The following is a 22,244-nucleotide window of genomic DNA, read 5'->3' as shown; positions in this document are numbered from 1 at the left end:
GTTTATTTGATTTCTTCACCAAAGAGCGTAGCACTGGTTGAACCCGTGATGCGTACTTTGATGAATTCGCCTATATGGTGATTGCCTTTTTCAATGATAACGGCCTTGTTTTGTTCGGTTCTTCCCATGAGATGATTACGGTCTTTCTTACTGAATCTCTCTGTAAGAATAACGAATTCTGAGCCTTCATCCTTCTTGTTTTGCTCGCCACTGATAGCGGTCTGCAAATGAATAAGCTCATTCAATCGGGCAATCTTCACTTCCTCGGATACGTTGTCAGGCAGATGTTTGGCTGCATACGTACCGGGACGTTCACTATATTTGAACATGAAAGCACTGTCGAAGCCCACTTCTTTCACTAAGGAGAGCGTCAATTGCTGGTCTTCTTCGGTTTCATCATGATAGCCTACGAAGATATCGGTGGTCAAACCGCAACCCGGGATGATGCGTTTGATGGCTGCAACCTTGTCAAGATACTCCTCACGGGTGTACTTTCTGTTCATCAGTTTCAGTATCTTGTTGCTTCCGCTCTGTGCAGGGAAGTGAATATGCTTACACAGATTGGGTTCTTCGGCAATGGCATGCAGGATGTCTTCTGTCATGTCTTCAGGGTTTGAAGTGGTGAAGCGCACGCGCATATCAGGCACACTCTGGGCCACTTTCCTCAGCAGTTCGGCAAATGAAGTGCCGTTTTCCGGACGCTTTCCATTAGGCAACAGACCATAGGAATTGACGTTTTGTCCGAGCAGGGTAACTTCTTTAAACCCTTTATCATGCAGGTCTTTCACTTCTGCCAAGATGCTTTCTACATCGCGACTGCGTTCTCTTCCGCGTGTGTAAGGCACAATACAGTAGTGGCAGAAGTTATTACAACCGCGCATGATACTTACAAAACCACTCACACGATTGCCTCCAATGCGCTGTGGAAGCACGTTGCGATAGGTTTCGGTTGTAGAGAGATTGGTGTCTACAGTGGCATGTCCGAGTTCGCATTCTGCAATCATTGTCGGCAGATTAAGATAGGAATCGGGACCGCATACGAGGCTTGCATGATGGTTCTTTATTAAGTCATCCTTCACGCGTTCAGCCATACAACCGAGCACACCAAGAATGAGTTGGCGTCCTTTCTTCTGTTCTGCATGAAGCGTATCAAGTCGATTATAAATCTTGTTCTCTGCATTTTCGCGTATACTGCAAGTGTTCAGAAAGATAGCATCAGCCTCTTCTTCGTTCTCACAGACGTCATAACCTGCCATCTTCATTACTGAGGCGACCACCTCACTATCGGCTACATTCATCTGACAGCCATAGGTTTCAATGTATAATTTCTTGTTCATAAGTGGAAAGATAGCCTAAAACCCACCCTCATTTCCCTCTCCAAGGGAGGGGAGAAAAAGCTTGAGAGGATCGTTATGGGCTATCTGTTGTTTGCTTTATTGTCTTTATATTTATATCAATTGTATGTCATCATTATTGAAAAATCAATCGTAGTTTCCGCTTTTTACAGCTTCCTTTCCTTTGAAAGTCAATGGTCTCTGTTCTTTTAATGCGTTAAACAGGGGGATGCAAGAGGCTTTGAGCAAATGTTATCTCCCATCCCTTCGGGAGGGGCCGGGGGTGAGTTTGAGGTTTGAGGAAAGACTCAATACCGCATAAAACACTACTCCTGTAATCAATCCTGCTATGGCATCAATGACATAATGTGCCTGGATGTAAACGGTTGCCATGCAGAGAAACACGTAGAAAGGCAATAGAGAGAACAGCAGTTTGCGGTTACCACTGTGCCAAGCCAACAGTATACAGATAGTGCTCACGCCCACATGACTGCTCGGGAAGGCCGCCGTGGGACGCTCACCTGCTGCCTTTGCATCCTCCACAAGGTCGTAGAAGAAGCCTTGCGCATAGCCCGGACTTGGCAGACAGTCCTGATGTAAGTTGAAATAGTTGCCCACATTGGGGAATATTCCCTGTGCTGCGTTGTGCAAACCGATAGCCTTATAATAAAAGGTGGGACCCACAACAGGCAGCAAGTCATAGATAACATAGTAGAGAAAGAACGAACCCAAGATGATGAAAGCTGTCTTTTCAAATTCTCCGTAGCGTTTGAAGAAGTAGAAAAGCAACACGACTGCAATCATCGGATAATAGGCCGCATAACCGCAATCCATAAGTTCGCTCACGATTGGCGACGGGAAAGCACGCGCAAAATCAAGTGCCGGCTGGAAGCCGAAAAGCTGTTGTTCCCACGTAGCAAAAAGGTGATCGAGGTTTGGAAACATGCGGTTGATCTCGTAGGTATCGGGATACCACCATGCCAACATGCCCATTTGGGCAGCTACGCGGGCAAACATCGTGAGCTTGCAAGGCATCATTCGATAGACCGCCCATAAAGCAATGGTCATCGCTCCCACGCGAACACGTCCCCAGATCATAGCGTCGGGATTGACTAATTTGGTAGAAGTGAACAGCACAATCAGCAGTGTAAACGCCATATAAGCTAACACTACCCACTCAAAAGGCAGCAGTCCCTTGTGCTCGGCTGTCCACCCTTTACCCTGCCAAGGCCATGTAAAAGTATTGTTTTTCCTTTTGTTTGCCATTTACAACCAATTGTTCTCGCGATACCAGGCAATAGTTCTCCGCGTGCCTTCTGCAAGGTCTACCTGCGGATGAAAGCCCAATTCGTCTACTGTAGGCTCTATGTTGCAACGCCAGTTGCGCTGTTTCAGAATGTTGTATTTGTCGTTGTTGAGGGCTGAAATCTTACCCGTCATGCGACCGATATGCTCACCAAAGAACGTCACGAGGCGCAAAACCCACACCGGTGCCTTAATCCTGATCCACCAAGGGCGGCCCAGACAGTCGTGAATGAGGTTGCTGAAATCGGACGATTGATAGACGTTGCCGTCGCTGAGAAAGTATTTCCGGCCGTCACGTCCATGGTCGAGTGCCAGGAAAACGGCTTGAACCACATCGGTGACATAGACAAACGTAATGTCCTGGCGCTTGAAACCAACCGAAAAGTCGGTGTGTCCCTTGATGCTTTTTGCCATGAGAAAATAGTCTTTCTCGCGTGGGCCATAGACTCCCGTGGGGCGCAGAATGATGTAGGGAAAGTCATTTCCGATGCTGTCTAAGTATTGCTCGGCCATCAATTTGCTTTTACCATAGGCCGTGTTTGGCCGCGGATGGTCGTGTTCGCTTATCTCCTGATAGGGCTGTTGCTCCTTGATTGCACCGAAAACGCTGAGACTACTCAAGTAAACGAAACGGCGGATAGGCATCTTCAAGGCCAATAAAGCCTGCACAAGATGGCGTGTTCCGTCGGTGTTGACTTTGAAGAAGTCGTCTGTATGCAGGCACTTTGTGGCACCTGCAGCATGCACAACATAGTCGAACTCATGTCCGGCCAATTGCTTTTCCAATTCTTTCTGTGAGGATAGATTAAGTTCAATGAAATTGATTCGCTTGTCGGTGAGATACTTCTTCGAACTACTTTTCCTCACAGCAGCCCACACTTCCATCTCCCGACGCAGCGCTTCCTCCACAATAAAGCTGCCAATGAAACCACTGGCACCCGTTACTAATATTTTCATCAAATAGCTATTTACGGGGCAAAATTAATGGATTTTCCATGAATGGCAAAGGATTTTAGGGAATATTTAGCTTTGTGTCGGACTGTCATGTGCCCACAATTATGCATTATAAATTATGAATTATGTATTCATGAAATAGGAAATGAGCTTTTATTCTGCCTGACCTTACAAGGGTTCGGTGGCTTTCTGAGCCAGCGTAGGCTATCCAACTGAATGGCGACTATATACCCGTAAACTTCACATTCATTTAAGGTCATTTCATGTTTTCGACCCCCTTGCCTTGCAACTTGCATCAAATGACCTCGCCATCTGCGTCAAGTTACGCTGCGATTTGCGTCAAGTTACGTGGTCATCTGATGCAAGTTGCAAGACGATTTGACATGAGTTGTCCCATTATCTGTTTTAGATTTTGTAATCTTTTGATAGCCAATGGATTGCTGACCGTTTGAAGTTGAGGATTGATTGAAGCAAGGAAATTTTATATTTTGAAAAGAAAAGCGCAGAAAAGTGCTTGATGAAGAAAATCAACGCCTAAGCAATCACCTTTTAACTGATGTTCGAAATGATGAAATAAAAAGTGGGCTTGCCAATGAAAATCATTGACAAGCCCATGTAATCTGTATTACGATAAATCTTTACAATTATGCGTTTACAGCGTCAGCGAGTTCAGCACCTGCCTTGAACTTAGCCACCTTCTTGGCTGCGATCTTGATTTTAGCCTTTGTAGCTGGGTTGATACCCTCACGAGCCGGACGCTCGTTAACACTGAATGTGCCGAAACCTACGAGCTGAATCTTGTCACCAGCAACGAGAGCTTCTTTGATTGCAGCTGTTGTTGCGTCCAATGCTTTCTTTGCATCTGCCTTGCTCAGACCTGCGCCTGCAGCGATCTTGTCGATCAATTCTGTTTTGTTCATAATTCTGTTTAATTAAGATGATTATTTAATGAATAATTTTCTGTTTATTTGGCAAATATAGATTATTCCTTTCATAAAACAAACAAAAAAGGGAAAAAAGTGGGATAAAAAGTGAAAAATAAGGCTAATTGGCCTGTTTCGGCGCTGATTAAGGGATATTTTTAGTAATTTTGCAGCTGATAACTGCAAATAGATAATTTCTTAAAAACAACGGATATGATGCGTATTCCAACGATAACCAAGAACCTTCTCATTGTCAACGTAGTGGCATTCTTGATGATGTGGATATTTCAAGGAATGAATTTCATGGGCGGAGGACCGATAGATTTGAACAACATCTTTGGTCTTCATTTCTTTCTTGCCTCTGATTTTCATTTTTATCAACTTGTCACTTACATGTTCATGCATGCCAACTTGGAGCATATCTTCTTTAATATGTTTGCCCTTTGGATGTTTGGTATGGTCGTGGAGAATGTGTGGGGACCGCGCAAGTTCTTGTTTTATTACATTTTATGTGGTATCGGAGCCGGTGTTTTTCAAGAGGCAGCACAGTTTGTTTCGTTTTATATGACGGTGTCTTCTCAGGTTCCTTCGTTCGCTTTGAGCCAGTTCCCTGAGATTGCACATCAGTTAAGTCCGATGCTCAACAACTGGACAACAGTGGGTGCTTCGGGTGCCGTTTATGCCATTTTGTTAGCTTTCGGCATGATATTTCCCAATGAGAAACTTTTCATTATCCCCATTCCTGTGCCCATTAAAGCCAAGTGGTTTGTGATGATCTATGCGGGAATAGAACTCTTTGCGGCTATGGCAACGACGGGTGACAACGTGGCTCATCTGGCTCATTTGGGTGGAATGGTCGTGGGTTTCTTCCTGATTCGCTATTGGAGAAGACATCCGGGAGCACATTACAACCGCTCCCAAGGACAGCAGTTCTTCAACAACATGAAACGTAAATGGGATAACCGTGGCAGGCAACAAGACTTGGGAAGCACCAATACTCGTGCCAATGGCAATGTTTATAACAGTCATCAGAGCGATTGGGATTATAATCGTCGTGAGCGCGAAGACCAGAAAGAAGTAGACCGAATACTTGATAAAATCCGTAAAAGTGGCTACGATAGTCTGTCAGCCGATGAGAAGCGAAAGCTCTTCGACAGTAGTAAAAAGAACTGATAGCAGGACTTATGTTGCGCAATTTCAAACGTTTTACCCTGCAGGTAGTAGCCGGAGCTAATCTGGCTACTATCTTTATGATGCTCTTTGTGGGCTTCTCCGACCGCTTCAATCCTGTCAATCATCAAGTGTTGGCCAATGCCGGATTGGTGTTTCCCGTGTTTCTTGCCATTAATTTTGGCTTTCTCATCTTCTGGCTTTGCTTCAAGAAGAAGGGAGCTTTGCTTTCTCTTGCGGGCTATCTTGTGTGCTATGTGCCCGTAAGAACCTATATTCCGTTCAATATTCCGCATAGCATTCCTGCCCATGCTATCAAGGTAATGTCCTACAATGTGTGGAGTTTTGCAGGTTGGGAACGCCATGCCGACGGCAAGTTTCCTATCTTGGAATACATCCGAGAGCAGCAACCTGACATTCTTTGTCTGCAGGAAGCCATGACAAATGAGATTGGACAGGCTCGGGTAGACTCGGTTCTTAACAAGATTTATGCCTATAAAGACACGATGAAGTTCTCTCCGTCGAGCGATTGTATAGCGCTTTACAGCCGCTATCCTATCGTTTCCCATGAGCGCATTGTCTATCCTTCGCGTGGTAATCTCAGTGGTGCTTTCGAAATAAAGATAGGCAACGACACGGTGATTGTGGTCAACAACCACCTTGAAACCACGGGACTTTCGAATGAGGATAAACGTGAGTTTAAGTCGATGGTCAAAGGAAATCTGCTTACGTCGGATGCCAAACAAGCCTCTTACCGCTTGATAGATAAACTCGGAGAAGCCTCTGCAAAGCGGGCTGTTCAGGCCGATGCTGTGGCACGATATATCAGTAAGCATTCTGATAGGAGCATGATTGTGTGTGGCGATTTCAATGACAGTCCGATTTCATATGCCCGACATACCATTGCAAAAGGTCTCACCGATTGCTTCATTGCGACTGGAAATGGCCTTGGAGTGAGCTATCATAATGGGGGAATGTATGTGAGGATTGACCATATCATGTGTTCAAAAGATTGGCAACCCTATGGTTGTAAAGTCGACAGAAGCATCGGTGAATCCGACCACTACCCTATCCTTTGCTGGCTTAAAAAGCAAGGAAAACATTGAAAAACATACATTTCATGTGCATAAATTTTACAGACTGCAAGAAAATTTGTATTTTTGCACGTCTGCATACGATAGGTGACACTATTGTGTTGAGCATAGAAAAACAATAAATCAATAACAAATAAAAAGATGCAAAACAAAGGAATTGTAATTTGTACAGCCGTCCTTCTGACGCTTGCAAGCATTTTCTATCTTTCATTCTCGGTTGCCACAAGCTATTACGACAGCCAAGCTGCGAAGCTTAAAGACCCAATTGCGCAGCAGGATTACAAGGATTCTGTGAAGTATCTGGGCATTTACTCTTATCAGAAGTGCTTGGAAACCCAGATTGGATTAGGACTTGACCTGAAGGGTGGTATGAATGTGATCCTTGAGATCTCTGTACCTGACGTGCTTGAAACGTTGGCTGATCACAAGACTGACCCCGCTTTCACTAAGTCTATGAAGCAAGCTCGTGCTGAAGAGGAAACGAGTCAGAGTGATTTTATCTCGCTTTTCTTGAAGTATTATCGTCAGAATGCACCGGGACATCGCCTTGCCGAAATCTTTGCTACACAGCAATTGCAGGGTAAGATCAATCCACAGAGCTCTGACTCAGAAGTAGAGAAAGTGCTTCGTGAGGAAGTTCAGGCTGCCATTGACAACTCTTTCAACGTTGTTCGCACTCGTATTGACAAGTTTGGTGTCGTACAACCCAACATCCAGAAACTCGAAGGACAGACCGGCCGCATTATGGTTGAGATGCCAGGTATCAAAGAACCCGAGCGCATGCGTAAGCTTTTGCAGGGTAGTGCGAACCTCGAATTCTGGGAAACCTACAATGCTGAAGAGGTAATTCCTTACTTGCAACAGCTTGACAGCCGTCTTGCCAACGATGCTTCCAACGATACAACCACTGCACAACAAGCTCAGAAAAAGGCTGTTGTCAAGGGAGTTAAATTCCAAGTGAAGAATGCTGATAAGGAAACTGTAGCTCAGAAGAGCAATGCCCAAATGGAAGCTGCAAAGAAACAGCATCCATTGTTGGCTATGCTTCAGCCTACGGGACAGAATTCTTTGGCACTCGTTGGCTACGCAAGTGTGCGTGATACGGCAGCCATTGATAAGCTCATCTATGGTCAGACTGCTAAACAAGTGTTGCCTTCTGACATCAAACTGCTCTGGAGTGCTACTCCGGAAGACGGCATCAAGGCCAAGAATATCTTCGGACTCTATGCAATCAAGGTTACTTCAAACAACGGACAAGCTCCTCTTCAGGGTGATGTTGTCGTTGATGCAAAGGACGAATTCAATCACGTAACGGGTCAACCTGAGGTTAACATGACCATGAATACCGAGGGTGCACGACGTTGGGCTGCCTTGACAAAAGCCAATGTAGGCAAGGCTATTGCTATCGTTCTCGATGATGCCGTATATTCAGCTCCGCGCGTAAATGGTGAGATTGACGGCGGTTCAAGTGCTATCTCCGGTAACTTCACGGTTGAAATGACCAAAGACCTTGCCAATACTTTGAAGTCAGGTCGTATGCCGGCACCTGCCCGTATCGTTCAGGAAGAAGTCGTAGGACCTACACTTGGTGCTGCATCTATCCAGCAGGGAATTGTTTCTTTCGCTATAGCTTTCGTGCTGTTGATTATCTATATGGTGATGATGTATAACTTCATCCCAGGTATGATCGCTAATACGGCGTTGGTTATCAACGTATTCTTCACGCTCGGTATACTTACTTCGTTCCAGGCTGCACTGACAATGTCGGGTATTGCAGGTATGGTTCTGTCGTTAGGTACGGCTGTCGATGCCAACGTTCTTATCTATGAGCGCATCAAAGAAGAACTACGTGCGGGCAAAGGTATGAAGCAAGCCGTTGCAGCGGGATATAGTAATGCCTTCTCTGCTATCTTCGATTCCAACTTGACTTCACTCATCACGGGTGTCATTCTCTATGTATTTGGAACGGGACCTATTCAAGGTTTCGCCACAACATGGATTATCGGTATTGTTTGTTCGTTCTTCAGTGCAGTGTTCCTGACACGTCTTGTTTACGAACATCAGCTGAAGAAAGACCGTTGGCAGAACCTTAAATACTGGACAGGTATCAGTAAGAACCTCATGCAGGGCAAGAACTTCAAGTTCATGTCAATGTATAAAGGCACCTTTACTGTTGCTATTATCGCTGCAATCGTCTTCATTGGAAGCTTCTTCGTGCGTGGTCTTGCACAGAGCATTGACTTCACCGGAGGTCGCAACTACGTTGTTCAGTTCGAGAAATCTACCGAGCCTGAAGAGGTTCGTGAGGTGCTTACTCACATCTTCCCGGGCTGCACTACCGGTGCACTTTCATTGGGAACAGACAACAAGACCATTCGAATTTCTACCAACTATAAGATTGAATCCAACAGTCCTACGATTGATGATGAGGCTGAAACCAAGCTTTATCAAGGCTTGAAGAAGGCCGGACTCATCAGCCAGAAGAGTGTAGAGGCATTCAAGAACCCGGATGTTCGTGCCGGCGGTTCTATCATCAGCAGTTCTAAGGTGGGCCCATCTGTGGCCAAGGATGTAACTTATGGTGCTATCATCAGCGTCATCATCGCTCTTGTTGCCATATTCCTCTACATCCTTATACGCTTCCGCAACGTGGCTTTCTCTGCCGGTTCAACGATTGCATTGGTATTGGATGCACTGACCGTTATCGGCTTATTCTCGCTCTTGCAAGGCCTGTTGCCATTCTCACTCGAGGTAGATCAGACCTTCATCGGTGCTGTTCTGACCGTCATCGGTTACTCTATCAACGATAAAGTGGTTGTGTTCGACCGTATACGTGAGAACTTAAAGCTTCATCCGAAGCAGGATATACAGGTGCTTTTCAATGACTCTATCAACCAGACACTGGCACGTACTATCAACACCTCATTCTCAACGTTGATTGTGTTGTTGGTAATTCTGCTGTTGGGTGGTAAGAGTATCCAACCATTTGCTTTCGCAATGACTATCGGTGTCATATTCGGTACGCTCTCTTCTATCTTCATCGCTTCTCCGATTGCTTATCTCTTAATGGGTAAGAGCATCAAGGATCGTCGCACGGAAGATACTGCAACCGAGGCTGTTGAAGTGAAATAAGCTTATATATAATAAGGTGTAACGCCGTAAGGTGGCGTTGCATGTAAAATAAAAAGTCCGTAAATGTACAGGCATTTACGGACTTTTTTGTTGCTTCCTCATAGCTTATAAGAAGTAATCCCTATTCTGAAACATCTTTACAAAACGCTTTCGTATTCTTCATGAAACTTTCCTCTGTGCTGAAAATGCCTGAAATTTGAATAGTTTATAACTCGTTATGTATCAATAGTTTATACAAAAAGCAGAATGATATCTATGAATGAACCTCGCCATTTGCGTCAGATTACCTTGTCATTTGCGTCAAATCACGTGCTAATCAGCATCAAGTTGTGCGTCAATCTGCCTCAAAAAGCAATGTGTTTTGCGTCAAAATGCGTCACAACTTCTCTTTTCCGGTGTTGCAATCTCTTTCTTTTGGTCCTTATTCCTCTGTTTTCTCGTTCTTGATTTCTCTATTTCCCGTTTTAAAATCTCCGTTTTTTTCAGATGTTTTTTGACAAAGTCTGTTTTTAGAAACAATATCTCTTTAGTTTTTATTCGCGGGTCTTTATAGGTTGAAATATGCCTTGGTATTTCGTTATTCTTTTGAAGCCGTAGTTTAATATCATCCAGTCACTATTGTGAAACGAAGTTAGGCGTTAAGTCAATGGCGTGTCGTGAATTGCGTAAGGCCTCCTAACTGCTTCGCAGTATATCTTAGAATATTCGAGAATATCTACGAATATGTATATCGTTTATTTTGAAGTAACGTTGTATATTCTAAGATATTCTCCGATATTCTTCGATGTTGCTTGCAACGAGGAGGCTTAAAATTCAAGGTTTAGTCCTCCTACCCGCTTCGCAGTATATCATAGAATATTCGAGAATATCAAAGAATATGTATATCGTTTATTTTGAAGTAACGTTATATATTCTAAGATATTTTCCGATATTCTCCAATGTCGCTTGCGACGAGGAGGCCTGAAATTCAAAGTTAAGTCCTCCTACCCGCTTTGCAGTATATCTTAGAATATTGAAGAATATCTGTAATAATAGATGTCATTTGCTTAGGAATAACGTTGTATATTCTAAGATATTCTCCGATATTCTTCGATGTCGCTTGCGACGAGGAGGCCTGAAACCTAAGGGAAGGAGCTATTCATTTAATGGCAATCAACAACCGTTCGGTGGCTTTCTAAGCCACCGAAAACAGCTGAGTATCATGTGGAGTTATCTCGTTGTTTCCTACAACAGCTTCGTGAACTTCTCGGGAAGCACGGGCATTGCACCCACCTGTGTACACACATAGGCACTCACATCAACAGCGAGTTTATGCGCTTCTTTGATAGACTTTCCTGCAAGTGTGGCTGCACAGAAAGTCGCGGTGAAGCTGTCTCCGGCTCCAACGGTATCGGCAATCTCTACAGTTGGCGTCTCCTGGAACGACTTTGTAGCCGGTGCAAAGACATAACTTCCGTTGACACCACAGGTCAATACGAGCATCTTCAGATTGTACTTACCGAGGATGAGCCAGCATTTGTTCTCCATGTCCAAGCCTGGATAGCCGAAAAGTCGACCGATAGTAACCAGTTCTTCGTCGTTGATTTTCAGAATGTCGCAGGCAGCAATCGACTCTTGTATAATCTCTTTGGTGTAGAAATTCTGTCGAAGATTGATGTCGAAAATCTTCAGACAGTCCTTTGGAGTGGCCGCAAGGAAGCGCTTAATGGTGTCGCGTGAGACGCTGTTGCGCTGTGCCAATGAGCCAAAGCATACGGAACGGGCATTCTTTGCCACGGCTTCAATCTCATCGTTGAACGGAATATTGTCCCACGCCACATTCTCCTTGATGTCGTAAGTGGGTACTCCCTCTTCGTCGAGCGTCACTTGTACGGTGCCTGTGGGATAGTTCACGATAGGCATAATGTAGTTAAGTCCGGCCTGATCGAGTTCCTTTCGTGTCTGATCCCCCAGGATGTCATTGCCTAAAGCGCTGATAGCGATAGCGTCAAAACCGAACTGATGGGTGTGATAAGCAAAGTTGGCAGGTGCTCCGCCAAGCTTTGAACCTTCGGGTAAGCAGTCCCATAATGCTTCACCGAGACCGACAATAAATCTTTTCTGCATAAGGTAATAATTACTAAAAAATGCCCCATAACACCCACCCTAACCCTCCCAAAGGGAGGGAACGCTTGATAGCGTGGGTCTGTTTGAGTTCGTTTTCAGGAGTTCAGAGCACTTGGTTATAATGTTATTGGTTGTTTTATATCTTATTTTCAGCATGTGAAAGCTTTCTCAAAGAAGTGCTCCCTCCCTTGGGGAGGGTAGGGGTGGGTTTATGAAAGGCTCCTTATATACGTGAACAAATACACTACTCCCACTGCCATTACAGCCACTGCGCCGGCTTGCCCCACGGCATCGCTGGCCAATCCCATGAATAATGGGAAGACAGTTCCACCGAAAAGACCCATAATCATGAGTCCACTTACCTCGTTTTTCTTTGTGGGAACGCATTCCAAAGCCTGTGCAAAGACCATGGAGAAGACATTGGAATTGCCGTAGCCTACAAGGGCTATAGCCGTGTAGAGCATCCATTTCGTTGTGCCGAAATAAAGTCCTAACATGCTCAAAGCCATCATCACGACACTGATAATGAAGAAAGTTCGTGTCTTCATGAAACGCAGAATGATGCTTCCGGTGAGGCATCCTAAGGTACGAAAGAGGAAGTAGAAGCTCGTTGCGGGGGCTGCGGCACTGAGTGTAAGGCCGAGTTTCTCCTGCAATATCTTTGGTGCTGTGGCATTAACGCCTACGTCGATACCCACATGACACATGATACCGATGAAGCTTAACAGTACAATCGGTGTGCCCAGAAGCTTGAAACAGGCAATATATTCATCGGTAATATTGCGCGAAGGAAGTTCATTTTCAACGATAACAGCTTCCTCTTCAATCGGTGTTCCTGACAGAAGTAAGGTGGCAATAACGCCAATGACCATGTAGATAGGGAAGAGAATGCGCCATCCCAAGCCAAAACTTGGCAGGGCTGCAGTGGCACCCCATGTGGCAAGATAAGGCGCAAGGAATGATGCTATGGCCTTGATAAACTGGCCGAATGTAAGTGTACTGGCCAGATTTCCACCCTTGATGACGGTTGAAACCAATGGATTGAGCGAAGTTTGCATGAGTGCATTGCCGATGCCGAGCAGTGAGAAAGCAATCAACATCAGTATGAAACTCTCGCCAAAGAGAGGCAACAGCAGTGAAATAAAGGTGATGATGAGTGACAGCAGCACGGTTTTCTTGCGGCCAATCTTGTTCATCAGCATGCCCGTAGGCACTGAAAAGATGAGAAACCAGAAGAAAACAAGAGAGGGAAATATGTTTGCCTGTGCGTCATTTAGCCCCAGGTCGGCCTTTACAAAGTTGGATGCTGTGCCTACAAGATCAACGAATCCCATGGCAAAGAAACATAGCATCACGGGAATAATGGCAAGTTTGTTGGTTTTATCCATAATGTTAAAAGGTTTAATGATTAATGATTGCTTGTTGCAAATATACCGTTTATATAGGAATTTACATAAGAAAAATCGTTCAAAATGTGTCAAATAGTTGACGATGTAACTATATTACACGATGTTGAACGATTTTTCTCAGGATTTATTTTAATGTGTAAATAACTGTCCGAGCAGTCCCTTTGACAGTCAGTTTGTCGTAGGGATTGGTAGGGAATACAAGGTTGGTCATGGCCATTTTGCCTGTAGCGTCGAATGCTTCAATGCTGCATTTGTCGATGAAGACACGCAACTGGCTGATTGTTCCGTGGGTGGGAGCAACGGTTGTGGCCTTGAACATGTCGCTGAAAGCAGTGTTTCCACTTTGTGCTCTGTCCATACTGAAAGTGCGTTCCTTGGGATTGTAGGTCATCACCACCTGTTCGTGCTTGTCATTGCTGAGCGTGATTACCGTAGGTTTCGACTGCGATTTAATATTAATGACAAGCTCACAGGCCTCTGTAGGCTTGCCGGTCTTTGCACCGCGCAAGGCAAGAAGCTCCTTGGAAGGCACTACGCTGACATAGGTTTCGCCACCATCGGTGAAGAGACCAAGGTCGCGTGGCACGGAGTTGGCACTGCGAAACTGCATCGTGGGTACTTGATTGGCATACTGCCAGTTGCTCATCCAAGCTATCGCCACATGCCGGTTGTCGGGTGCATTGTCGAAAGTGACGGTGGCATAATGGTCTTTTCCATAGTCCATCCATTTCGTTGTTTCGGGCTTGCTCTCGCAAGTGAACTTATGACCGTCAAAAGATCCCACGAAATACTGCGTTGCACTGCCGCCGAAAGGCCCACCAGGATTGATGTTACAGATAAGCAACCACTTCTCTTTCCCTGTTCCGTTGACAGGTAGTTTCATGAGGTCAGGGCATTCCCATACACCGTCGTGATTGCCGTATCCATGTCCGAATGAACTCTCAAGTGTCCAGTGTTTCAGGTCTTTTGAACTGTAGATGTTCATTTCCTGACCTGCTGCAAGGATAAGATTCCATGCCTTGATATCTTCATTCCAGAACATGTGAGGGTCGCGAAAGTCGGGAATATCCGCCGTGAGCACAGGGTTGTTGGCATGCTTCGTGAATGTCTTTCCGTTGTTAGTGCTGTAAGCTATACTCTGCATCTGACTTGCTCCGGCTGATGTGTACATGGCAACAACGGCGCCATTTCCAAAGCCGGCAGTGTTGTTTTTGTCGACAACTGCCGAGCCACTGAAGATAGTTCCCAATGCATCGGGACGGATAGCATCGCCTTCAAACGTCCAATGTACGAGGTCTTTCGATGTGGAGTGACCCCATGTCATGTTCTCCCATTGCGAACCATAGGGGTTGTGCTGGAAGTAGAGATGCCACACCCCATCCTTATAGAACATGCCGTTGGGATCGTTCATCCAGCCCCATAAGGGGGTATGATGATAGATGGGGCGATACTTTTCGCGGTTGGTCGTGTCGAAACTGTCGCTGGTCTTGAGTTCTTTCCAAGCCACAAAGTCTTTGATAGAACCGGTGGAACGCCTGTTGTTTGAGAATGTGATATCGATAAGAATCTCGCTGTCTTGGTTTTCATCCAGTTTAAGCGGAACGCTATAATCAGTCTTGTCTATCGCCAATCTGCAGTTGAGTTCTTTCACCACTTGGTTATTTTTGATGATGCGCAAGTGGGCATTTTCCTCCTTTTCCTCTATGGGTAAGAGCAGGAATTTGTGCTTCTGCTGGAGACGGTAAAAGGCATGGTTGTCGCTAAGCACATGCAAAGCTCCAGGTGTTTGCGCTTGGACAGTGAATGATGAAGCAACACAAACAACTGTTATCATTATTTTATGGATAGTTCTCATCATAGTTCCTTATTTACTTCAATCATTAGTTATAACCCTTATTCTGCGTGTACAGTCCAGGAATATAATAGAGTTGGTTGTAGGGAACGGGGAAGAATTCATTCTTTTCAGGTGTGAAGTGTGCATCTTTATAATATTGTGCAAACTTCATTCCCTCGTAATCATCTTTCACTTCTGTCTCGAAATAATGGTTCAAGGTCTTTGAAGCAATACCCCAACGGCGTAGATCAAAGAAGCGTTCATGCTCCATTCCCATCTCTAACCGACGTTCCCAACGTAGACACTTTCGGGCTGTTTCCTTGTCGGCGAAGTATGAACTTGGATAGAGAGCTATTTCACATTGGTCGGCAGCATAGGCAATATGCTTGTTGATAGAATTGGATGCACGCTGCCGAATGGCATTGATAATCGTGCGAGCCTCTGTCAAACGCCCAAGCTCAATGAGTGCTTCAGCACGCATAAGCATTACATCTGAGTAGCGGAAAACGTATTCATTCATGGCAAAAGCCTGCCAAGGTGAGTTGTAGGTTTCGCCCTTACTGCGCTGTGGAACCTCTTTCAAAGAAGTATAATAACCATAGTCATTTGGGTTACGGGAGTTCCTTTTCGTGAGTGTATACTGCTTTTCATACTTGTAAGGGAACGTAGGCATACCCACAGTATGGAACAAACGCGGATCCCATTTCTGTGTGGTTGGGTGACCATTCACAGGGTGCGCTGGTGTCTGATCAAAGTCTTCGAATTCAGGAAGACCATTTTTAGTCTTGAAAGCATCTACGAGATTCTGTGATGGTTTGTGGAAATCCCAGCCGCAAGACCATATTCCCCAGCAGCCATTCAGCGTGTTAGACCAGTTAGCTCTGCCGAACTTAGTGTTGTCATCTTTATAGTCAGAGCATTGTACAGCAAATATAGATTCTTTACTGTTCTTATGTTCTGGTAGGAAAATATCACCATAATCTTCAAGATAACCATAGTGAGAATGGCTCACAACGTCGGTGTAATCAACAACTTTCTGCATGTAGGATGTGTTGATGTGAGATATACCTGTTGTCTGTTCATAGCCGTCACCCCAAGCTAATTGTAGATAGCATTTAGCTAAGTAAGAGGCTGCTGCAATCTTGTTTACACGGCCTCCTTCTGTCTGTGTTTCAGGCAGAACGTCGTATGCAGTCTGGAAATCGGCAATGATTTTCTCAAATAGTTGTTGGTAAGTAAATGCATCGTTGTGCGTCTGTTCCTGTGTGTTATTCTTGAAAACTTCCTCGTCAATCCATGGCACCTTGCGGAAAACGGTAATCAACTTATAATAGAAATGTGCACGCAAGAACTTCACTTCAGCGATGCGTTGCTTTGTTTCTGTTTCCCCTAACTTGCTGTTTCCGTATTTATCGAGAGATACTAAGGCGCGGTTACAGCGTGAAATGGCAGCGAAAAGTCTATACCAGAGTTCGTCTAACGGGCCAATAGTTGAGGTCATGTTTTTCCATATTTCGAAGGGATGATAATCGGTATCATTGACTCCCGAGCCTCCTTTCAGACAATCGTCTGATGTTACATCGCCGTATGTCCAGAGGTTAAATGGATACTGATACCAGCAATCTCCCAGCATAGCATAGGCACTATTGGTCATTGCTTCTGGGTCAGAGAAAGCCTTGTTTTCATCAACTACAGCTGTTGGTTTATAGTCGAGAAAGTCGTTGCAGCCTGAAAGTGTGAAACTGCCTGCAAGCAATAAAATTGCAATATATGATTTTTTCATTTGTCTAAGTATTAAAATAGTTTAGAAACCAACTTGTAAACCAAAAGAAATTGAAGTTGGAATTGGATAGTTCCAGTTTGGATTTTCTGGATCTGAACATGTCAGACTGCTGCTTTTGATTGTCAACAGATTCTGCCCAGAGATATAAATGCGTGCACTTGTCATCATTATTTTAGCGAGTAATTCCTTTGGAAGATTGTAACCAAACTGTAGCGTACGTAACTTCAGATAAGATCCGTTCTCAACAAAGTAAGAAGAAACACGTCCTTCGTCTGCACTATTTCGTGTAGTAAGTGCAGGAATAGTAGCGGAGGTATTATCGGTAGTCCATGCACCAAGCATACGGCTTCCTTTGTTTGATCCAGGGTCGGTTATGCTCCAAAAATCGGTCTGGAACTTCTGATTATTATAGACATCTTGGTTACAAACGCCCTGCCAGAACATGGTTAAATCAAAGTTCTTGTAGTTCAAGCCTACATTTAAGCCATAAGAGAAAGCAGGAACTGGGTCAAAAATCCATGTCTGATCTGCCGATGTTATCTTGTTATCGCCATCGAGATCCCTGTATTTCAAACCGCCTACACGGGCATTGTCCTGACCAGAATGGTTCACTTCATCTTGGTTCTGATAGAGTCCCTCGGCTACGTAACCAACGATTGAACCATAAGATTTGTGTGATTGAACGAGGTTTTCCTTTGTAGTATGCGCATAAGAGCCCGTTGTTGACGCAGGTAAACTGGTTACTCTGTTACGGAAGAAATCAAGACTTCCATTCACATCTACACCCAAGCCATTGGCAAAGGTCTTGCGATAACCGATGGCAAACTCCATACCCCAGTTGCGCAGTGAAGGTCCGTTCGACCACGTTGCACCACCTTCTCCCATTGCGCCGAGATAGGCAGGATTGATTAACATGTCGTTGACATTCTTGATATATGCATCCACATTTCCATATAATGAGCCAGAAAAGAGCATATAGTCTACACCTATATTATATTGTGTTGCAGTCTCCCATTTCAGATTTGGATTGGCTGTTTGGATAGCTCTGTAGCCAGAGGGGAATGTTCCAGAGCCTGCCATGTGAAGGTCGTAGGCAGTAGAAGAGACACGATCTAAACCATAATCGCGTACATAAAGGCCGAATTGGGCATTATTGTCGATAGCTTGATTACCGGTCTTACCCCAAGAAAGGCGAAGTTTCAAGTCGTCAAGCCAATCTTTCTTCAACAGTTGTGAAATACGGAAACCTAATGAAGCGGCAGGGAATGTACCCCAACGGTGATTGGCACCAAAGCGAGAAGAACCGTCATAGCGAATGGTGAATGAAGCTAACAGCAAGTCTTGGAAATTGTAATCCACTTTGCCAAAGAATGAAGCCAGACGGTAACCTACCTTTGCACCGCTGTTGCGCATGGTTCCTGTTGCTGCATTAGGCCACATATAATCTATATCTTCAAGGGCATAGTCTTCTGAATAAGCATTGAAGTCCACTATGCTCTGCTTGTTAATTTCAGAGCCGGCGAGTATCGAGAAGTTATGTTTCTGAAGTGCAAAGTTATAATTCAAAGTGTTCGACCATGTATAGTTTACGTTGTTTGTCTGTCCAAGACTGGTCTTAGCCAAGTTGTTTTTCACAACATCAGATGTGAAAGTGTGGGTCAGCGCATTGATGAATGAGGTTGTGAAATCAAGTCCGAAGTTTGAGCGGAATACCAGGTTCTTCAGTGGTTTAATATCCACAAAGGCATTACCGAATACTCTCCAATAGTCTAAATGGTTATCTTTGTTATGATATTCCTCGCGAACAGGGTTCTGACGGTCACTCATTCCACCTACAGGACCGGCAAAGGTCACGCCGTCAATCTCATATACTGGTACTGTTGGAGCCATTTTCAAAGCATTCTCCATCGGTGCACAATCCACTTGTTTCGTATAGGTAAGGGTGAAGTTCTCACCCACGGTAACCATCTTGTTCAAATTGTATGAGGCATTCATACGTGTCGAGATGTTCTGGAAATCTGTATATTTCAAGATACCATCGTTCTTCTTGTAACCCAAGGAGAACATAGCTGAATGTTTCTCATTGGCATGAGAAAGAGATACATTATAATTGCGGGCAAAACCTGTTCTTGATATTTCATCCACCCAATCAGTATCTGAAAAGCGCATGGTTTTCTTGCTGTTGATGAAGCCGTCATAGCGTCCATTGACTGTATAGTCCACATATTTTGACTGTGCCGGATTCCATACGGTGATAGAAGTTCCATTGGCTGCATTGATGTCAAGGCCATAGTTTTGGGCATAGATTGCAGGATCAAGGCCATCGTTGAGGGCTGCCTGCACCATTGCCGTAGCATATTGGCGCGTGTTGCTAAGCTTCATCTTGGACTGGTTGGTATAGAATTGTGCCGTGAGGTTGGTTGAGAAGTCTACCTTTACCTTGTCACCTTTCTTTCCTTGTTTGGTCGTAATGATGATTACACCATTAGCCGCGCGTGATCCATAGATAGAAGCTGAGGCTGCATCTTTCAGCACCTGCATGCTTTCAATGTCACTGGCATTGAGTGAGTTCAGGGCAGAATTCGTAGGCACACCATCTACAATGTAGAGTGGATCCTGTGAAGTGTTAAACGAACCAATACCGCGTATTCTCACAGTTCCTGCTCCACTTGGTGAGCCATTGACCGTAATGTTCATGCCAGGAACCTTACCTTGAAGCGCACGCATAGGGTCTGTGTCAGGTGAAGTCTTGAGCGCATCGGTTGAAACTACAGCTACAGAACCTGTCAAATCGGCTTTTCTTTGCGTTGTGTAGCCTGTCACTACGACCTCGTTCAACAGTTTTGATTCTTCTTTCAGTGTGATTTTCAGATTTGGAGCTGCTTTAACATCTTGGGTTACGTAGCCGATGTAAGAGATAATAAGGAGTGAACCTTGCTTAACATTCAGTTTGAAATTACCGTCAATGTCAGTGACAATACCGTTTGATGTACCTTTTTCAATCACCGAGGCACCGATAATTGGGTCGCCATTAGCATCGACAATAGTTCCCGAACATTCTGTTTGCGCAAATAAGATTGAGCAACAGAACATGAGCATTGTGCTCAGGATGAGTCGTTTCAGATTGTTCATTGTTATAAAGTTTAGGTTGATAAAATTCTTCGTAGATAATGATTTTCCAATTGGTATGATATTTTCCGACCGGGTTTCGTAGACCTAAGGCCATGCCGGTTGTTACGATGTCGAGAGCAAAGATAGTTGCTAATAAAATTAAAAACGTGCAATAATCGTTCAAAAGCTAAAAAACATGTTACATGAAACAAATCTTTTAGCATTTGTTTTAAATGTTATATAAATGGCATTCAAACAGAAACGGGCTTGTTTTCCGCCACATGAAATCCTGCATTCATCATGGTTTAATCATCGAAGAGGCTTTCCTTTTAATTGCAATATTTCTTTTGATTTTACCAAATTTAATGCTATCTTTGTCACATCCTTACATAGAAAGACAAAGTATGAACAAGATATCGTCTTTTATTCTGACCTTCATGGGTTGCCTTATGATATGCTCTTGCAACAGCAGGAACAGCAAGCAATATGTCATCGGCGTATCACAATGCTCGGAAGACATTTGGCGTGACAAGCTCAATCAGGAACTTCGGACGGCCACTTACATGGAAGACGGTGTGACGATGCGGTTTACTTCGGCCGACGATAACGATAAACGACAGATCCAACAGATAGAACAGTTCATAAAAGACGGTGTCGATTTGCTGATTATCTCGCCCAATCAGGCCCATGCCATTACGCCTGTTGTCGACAAAGCTGTGGAGAAAGGCATTCCGGTTATCCTCTTCGACCGCAAGACTGACGGTAAATATACGGCATTTATCGGGGCTGACAACGTGGAAGTTGGACGTCAGATGGGTGACTATGTGGCCCGACAGCTCGACTATCATGGCCGTGTTATTGAGCTTATGGGACTCAAAGGGTCGTCTCCCGCCATTGAACGTCACCGCGGTTTCATAGAGCGTATCAGCAGATATCCTGGCATCAAGCTCGTTGAAAGTCTGCAAGGTGACTGGACAAAAGCCAGCGGTCGCCGTGCCATTCAAGCTTTCAGCCAACGCCATGGAACAGCTTCATGCGCCACGATAACCTGTGTTTTTGCGCAGAACGACCGTATGGCCATGGGCGCACGTGAGGCAGGTGTGCTGCCGAAGAATACTTTGTTCTGCGGTGTCGACGCTCTTCCCGGCGAACAGGGAGGCATGAAATTAGTGGCCGACAGCGTGCTTTCAGCCTCTTATATCTATCCAACGCGTGGTGATTTGGTGATGAAATTAGCCATGAATATCCTCAATCATCGCCCTTATCAAAAGGAGAACTTGCTGCAATCAGCCCTCGTCACGCCCGATAAAGCACCACTGATGCTCATGCAGGCCGATGAAATGAACATGCAACAGCAGCGCATTCAGGGCCTGCACGAGCGACTTGACACGTTCTTCATGCGCTACAATCATCAGAAAGTCTATCTGTTGCTCACGCTTATCATCCTTGTTCTGTTCGTAGGTATCTTCTTCTATGTCTATCGCATGGCCCTTTATCGCCACCGTATGACCGAGAAAAGCATCACCGAAAAGCTGCATCACTACATGCAACTCCATGAACAGCGTGCACAATTGGAGCGACATCTCAGGTTGGCAAATGTCCCTCAGCCCGATGAAGTGCTTGATAACGACACGGTTTTCATGAATAAACTCTTCGAATGTATCATCAAGAACCTTGCCAACTCAGAGTTCAATGTCGAAATGTTAGCCTCACAGTTGGACATGAGTCGTGTGCAACTCTATCGCAAAGTGAAGAGTGTCACCGACTCTTCTCCCGTTGAAATCATTCGCATCACACGCTTGCAACAGGCCGACCGACTGTTGAAACAGGGCGGAATGAATGTCTCTGAGGTTTCTTATCGGGTGGGTTTCTCTTCGCCCTCCTATTTTTCGAAGTGCTATAAAGAGCAGTTCGGACACGTGCCTACAGCCTCGAATGGACATGCAAAAGCGTTGGACGAACCTAACGCATGACTCATGAAAAGATGGCTGTATGTGCAAATCGTCTTGCAACTTGCGTCATATTAGCGTGTAATCAGCGTCAAATTGCGTGGTAAAGTGACGCAAGTTAGGCTGTAATTCGACTCAAG

At 44.8% G+C, this 22,244-nt stretch carries 13 protein-coding genes; 4 read left to right on the top strand and 9 right to left on the bottom strand.

Features of this window, described 5'->3' with window-relative positions; genetic code table 11:
* Positions 1-2 precede the first annotated feature (2 nt).
* The 4 genes from miaB to HMPREF2983_RS09490 form a co-directional block, all read right to left on the bottom strand.
* Positions 3-1,337, bottom strand: a complete 1,335-nt coding sequence (gene miaB, locus HMPREF2983_RS09505; protein ID WP_018921141.1) for a tRNA (N6-isopentenyl adenosine(37)-C2)-methylthiotransferase MiaB — start codon at positions 1,335-1,337, stop codon at positions 3-5.
* A 249-nt stretch (positions 1,338-1,586) separates the two neighbouring features.
* A complete protein-coding gene (locus HMPREF2983_RS09500; RefSeq protein WP_070667888.1) occupies positions 1,587-2,600 on the bottom strand; it encodes a phosphatase PAP2 family protein in 1,014 nt (337 codons plus the stop codon).
* Positions 2,601-3,596: an NAD-dependent epimerase/dehydratase family protein gene (locus tag HMPREF2983_RS09495; RefSeq protein WP_070667887.1), complete on the bottom strand. Its 996-nt coding sequence runs from the start codon at positions 3,594-3,596 to the stop codon at positions 2,601-2,603.
* A 641-nt stretch (positions 3,597-4,237) separates the two neighbouring features.
* Entirely contained in the window at positions 4,238-4,513 is a 276-nt protein-coding gene (locus tag HMPREF2983_RS09490; protein ID WP_004373131.1) for an HU family DNA-binding protein, read from the bottom strand.
* A gap of 216 nt (positions 4,514-4,729) precedes the next feature.
* Between HMPREF2983_RS09490 and HMPREF2983_RS09485 the strand changes: the two genes are divergently transcribed.
* From HMPREF2983_RS09485 to secDF, 3 genes are all read left to right on the top strand, one after another.
* On the top strand, positions 4,730-5,689 hold the full coding sequence (locus HMPREF2983_RS09485) for a rhomboid family intramembrane serine protease (RefSeq protein WP_070667885.1): 960 nt from the start codon (positions 4,730-4,732) through the stop codon (positions 5,687-5,689).
* Between the two features lie 11 nt (positions 5,690-5,700).
* Positions 5,701-6,792 (top strand): endonuclease/exonuclease/phosphatase family protein, encoded by a 1,092-nt coding sequence (locus HMPREF2983_RS09480; protein ID WP_070667883.1) that lies wholly within the window; start codon positions 5,701-5,703, stop codon positions 6,790-6,792.
* A 129-nt stretch (positions 6,793-6,921) separates the two neighbouring features.
* On the top strand, positions 6,922-9,912 hold the full coding sequence (gene secDF, locus HMPREF2983_RS09475) for a protein translocase subunit SecDF (RefSeq protein WP_070667881.1): 2,991 nt from the start codon (positions 6,922-6,924) through the stop codon (positions 9,910-9,912).
* A 1,224-nt stretch (positions 9,913-11,136) separates the two neighbouring features.
* On the opposite strand, the gene HMPREF2983_RS09470 is transcribed toward secDF, so the two are convergent.
* From HMPREF2983_RS09470 to HMPREF2983_RS09450, 5 genes are all read right to left on the bottom strand, one after another.
* The gene (locus HMPREF2983_RS09470) at positions 11,137-12,018 is read right to left on the bottom strand and encodes a carbohydrate kinase family protein (protein WP_070667879.1); all 882 of its coding nucleotides are present in this window, start codon (positions 12,016-12,018) and stop codon (positions 11,137-11,139) included.
* A 209-nt stretch (positions 12,019-12,227) separates the two neighbouring features.
* Positions 12,228-13,406, bottom strand: a complete 1,179-nt coding sequence (locus tag HMPREF2983_RS09465; RefSeq protein WP_070667878.1) for an MFS transporter — start codon at positions 13,404-13,406, stop codon at positions 12,228-12,230.
* Positions 13,407-13,551: 145 nt separating this feature from the next.
* Entirely contained in the window at positions 13,552-15,261 is a 1,710-nt protein-coding gene (locus HMPREF2983_RS09460) for a glycoside hydrolase family 32 protein (protein WP_070667877.1), read from the bottom strand.
* A 46-nt stretch (positions 15,262-15,307) separates the two neighbouring features.
* Positions 15,308-17,044, bottom strand: coding sequence for a RagB/SusD family nutrient uptake outer membrane protein (locus HMPREF2983_RS09455; RefSeq protein ID WP_070667876.1), 1,737 nt, complete (start codon positions 17,042-17,044; stop codon positions 15,308-15,310).
* A gap of 21 nt (positions 17,045-17,065) precedes the next feature.
* Positions 17,066-20,176 carry a SusC/RagA family TonB-linked outer membrane protein gene (locus HMPREF2983_RS09450; protein ID WP_070667875.1) on the bottom strand — a complete coding sequence of 1,037 codons (3,111 nt, stop codon included), beginning with the start codon at positions 20,174-20,176 and terminating at the stop codon, positions 17,066-17,068.
* Between the two features lie 383 nt (positions 20,177-20,559).
* Between HMPREF2983_RS09450 and HMPREF2983_RS09445 the strand changes: the two genes are divergently transcribed.
* Entirely contained in the window at positions 20,560-22,128 is a 1,569-nt protein-coding gene (locus HMPREF2983_RS09445; RefSeq protein WP_070667874.1) for an AraC family transcriptional regulator, read from the top strand.
* Positions 22,129-22,244 lie beyond the last annotated feature (116 nt).

This window comes from Prevotella sp. HMSC077E09, from assembly GCF_001814685.1.
GTDB classification, from domain to species: Bacteria; Bacteroidota; Bacteroidia; order Bacteroidales; family Bacteroidaceae; genus Prevotella; species Prevotella oris.
This window is presented reverse-complemented; position numbering and strand designations above follow the sequence as displayed.

Bases quoted from the DNA above. Each gene is read 5' to 3' on its own strand.
- miaB (WP_018921141.1), bottom strand. From the start codon at position 1,337: ATGAACAAGAAATTATACATTGAAACCTATGGCTGTCAGATGAATGTA.
- HMPREF2983_RS09500 (WP_070667888.1), bottom strand. From the start codon at position 2,600: ATGGCAAACAAAAGGAAAAACAATACTTTTACATGGCCTTGGCAGGGT.
- HMPREF2983_RS09495 (WP_070667887.1), bottom strand. From the start codon at position 3,596: ATGAAAATATTAGTAACGGGTGCCAGTGGTTTCATTGGCAGCTTTATT.
- HMPREF2983_RS09490 (WP_004373131.1), bottom strand. From the start codon at position 4,513: ATGAACAAAACAGAATTGATCGACAAGATCGCTGCAGGCGCAGGTCTG.
- HMPREF2983_RS09485 (WP_070667885.1), top strand. From the start codon at position 4,730: ATGATGCGTATTCCAACGATAACCAAGAACCTTCTCATTGTCAACGTA.
- HMPREF2983_RS09480 (WP_070667883.1), top strand. From the start codon at position 5,701: ATGTTGCGCAATTTCAAACGTTTTACCCTGCAGGTAGTAGCCGGAGCT.
- secDF (WP_070667881.1), top strand. From the start codon at position 6,922: ATGCAAAACAAAGGAATTGTAATTTGTACAGCCGTCCTTCTGACGCTT.
- HMPREF2983_RS09470 (WP_070667879.1), bottom strand. From the start codon at position 12,018: ATGCAGAAAAGATTTATTGTCGGTCTCGGTGAAGCATTATGGGACTGC.
- HMPREF2983_RS09465 (WP_070667878.1), bottom strand. From the start codon at position 13,406: ATGGATAAAACCAACAAACTTGCCATTATTCCCGTGATGCTATGTTTC.
- HMPREF2983_RS09460 (WP_070667877.1), bottom strand. From the start codon at position 15,261: ATGATAACAGTTGTTTGTGTTGCTTCATCATTCACTGTCCAAGCGCAA.
- HMPREF2983_RS09455 (WP_070667876.1), bottom strand. From the start codon at position 17,044: ATGAAAAAATCATATATTGCAATTTTATTGCTTGCAGGCAGTTTCACA.
- HMPREF2983_RS09450 (WP_070667875.1), bottom strand. From the start codon at position 20,176: ATGAACAATCTGAAACGACTCATCCTGAGCACAATGCTCATGTTCTGT.
- HMPREF2983_RS09445 (WP_070667874.1), top strand. From the start codon at position 20,560: ATGAACAAGATATCGTCTTTTATTCTGACCTTCATGGGTTGCCTTATG.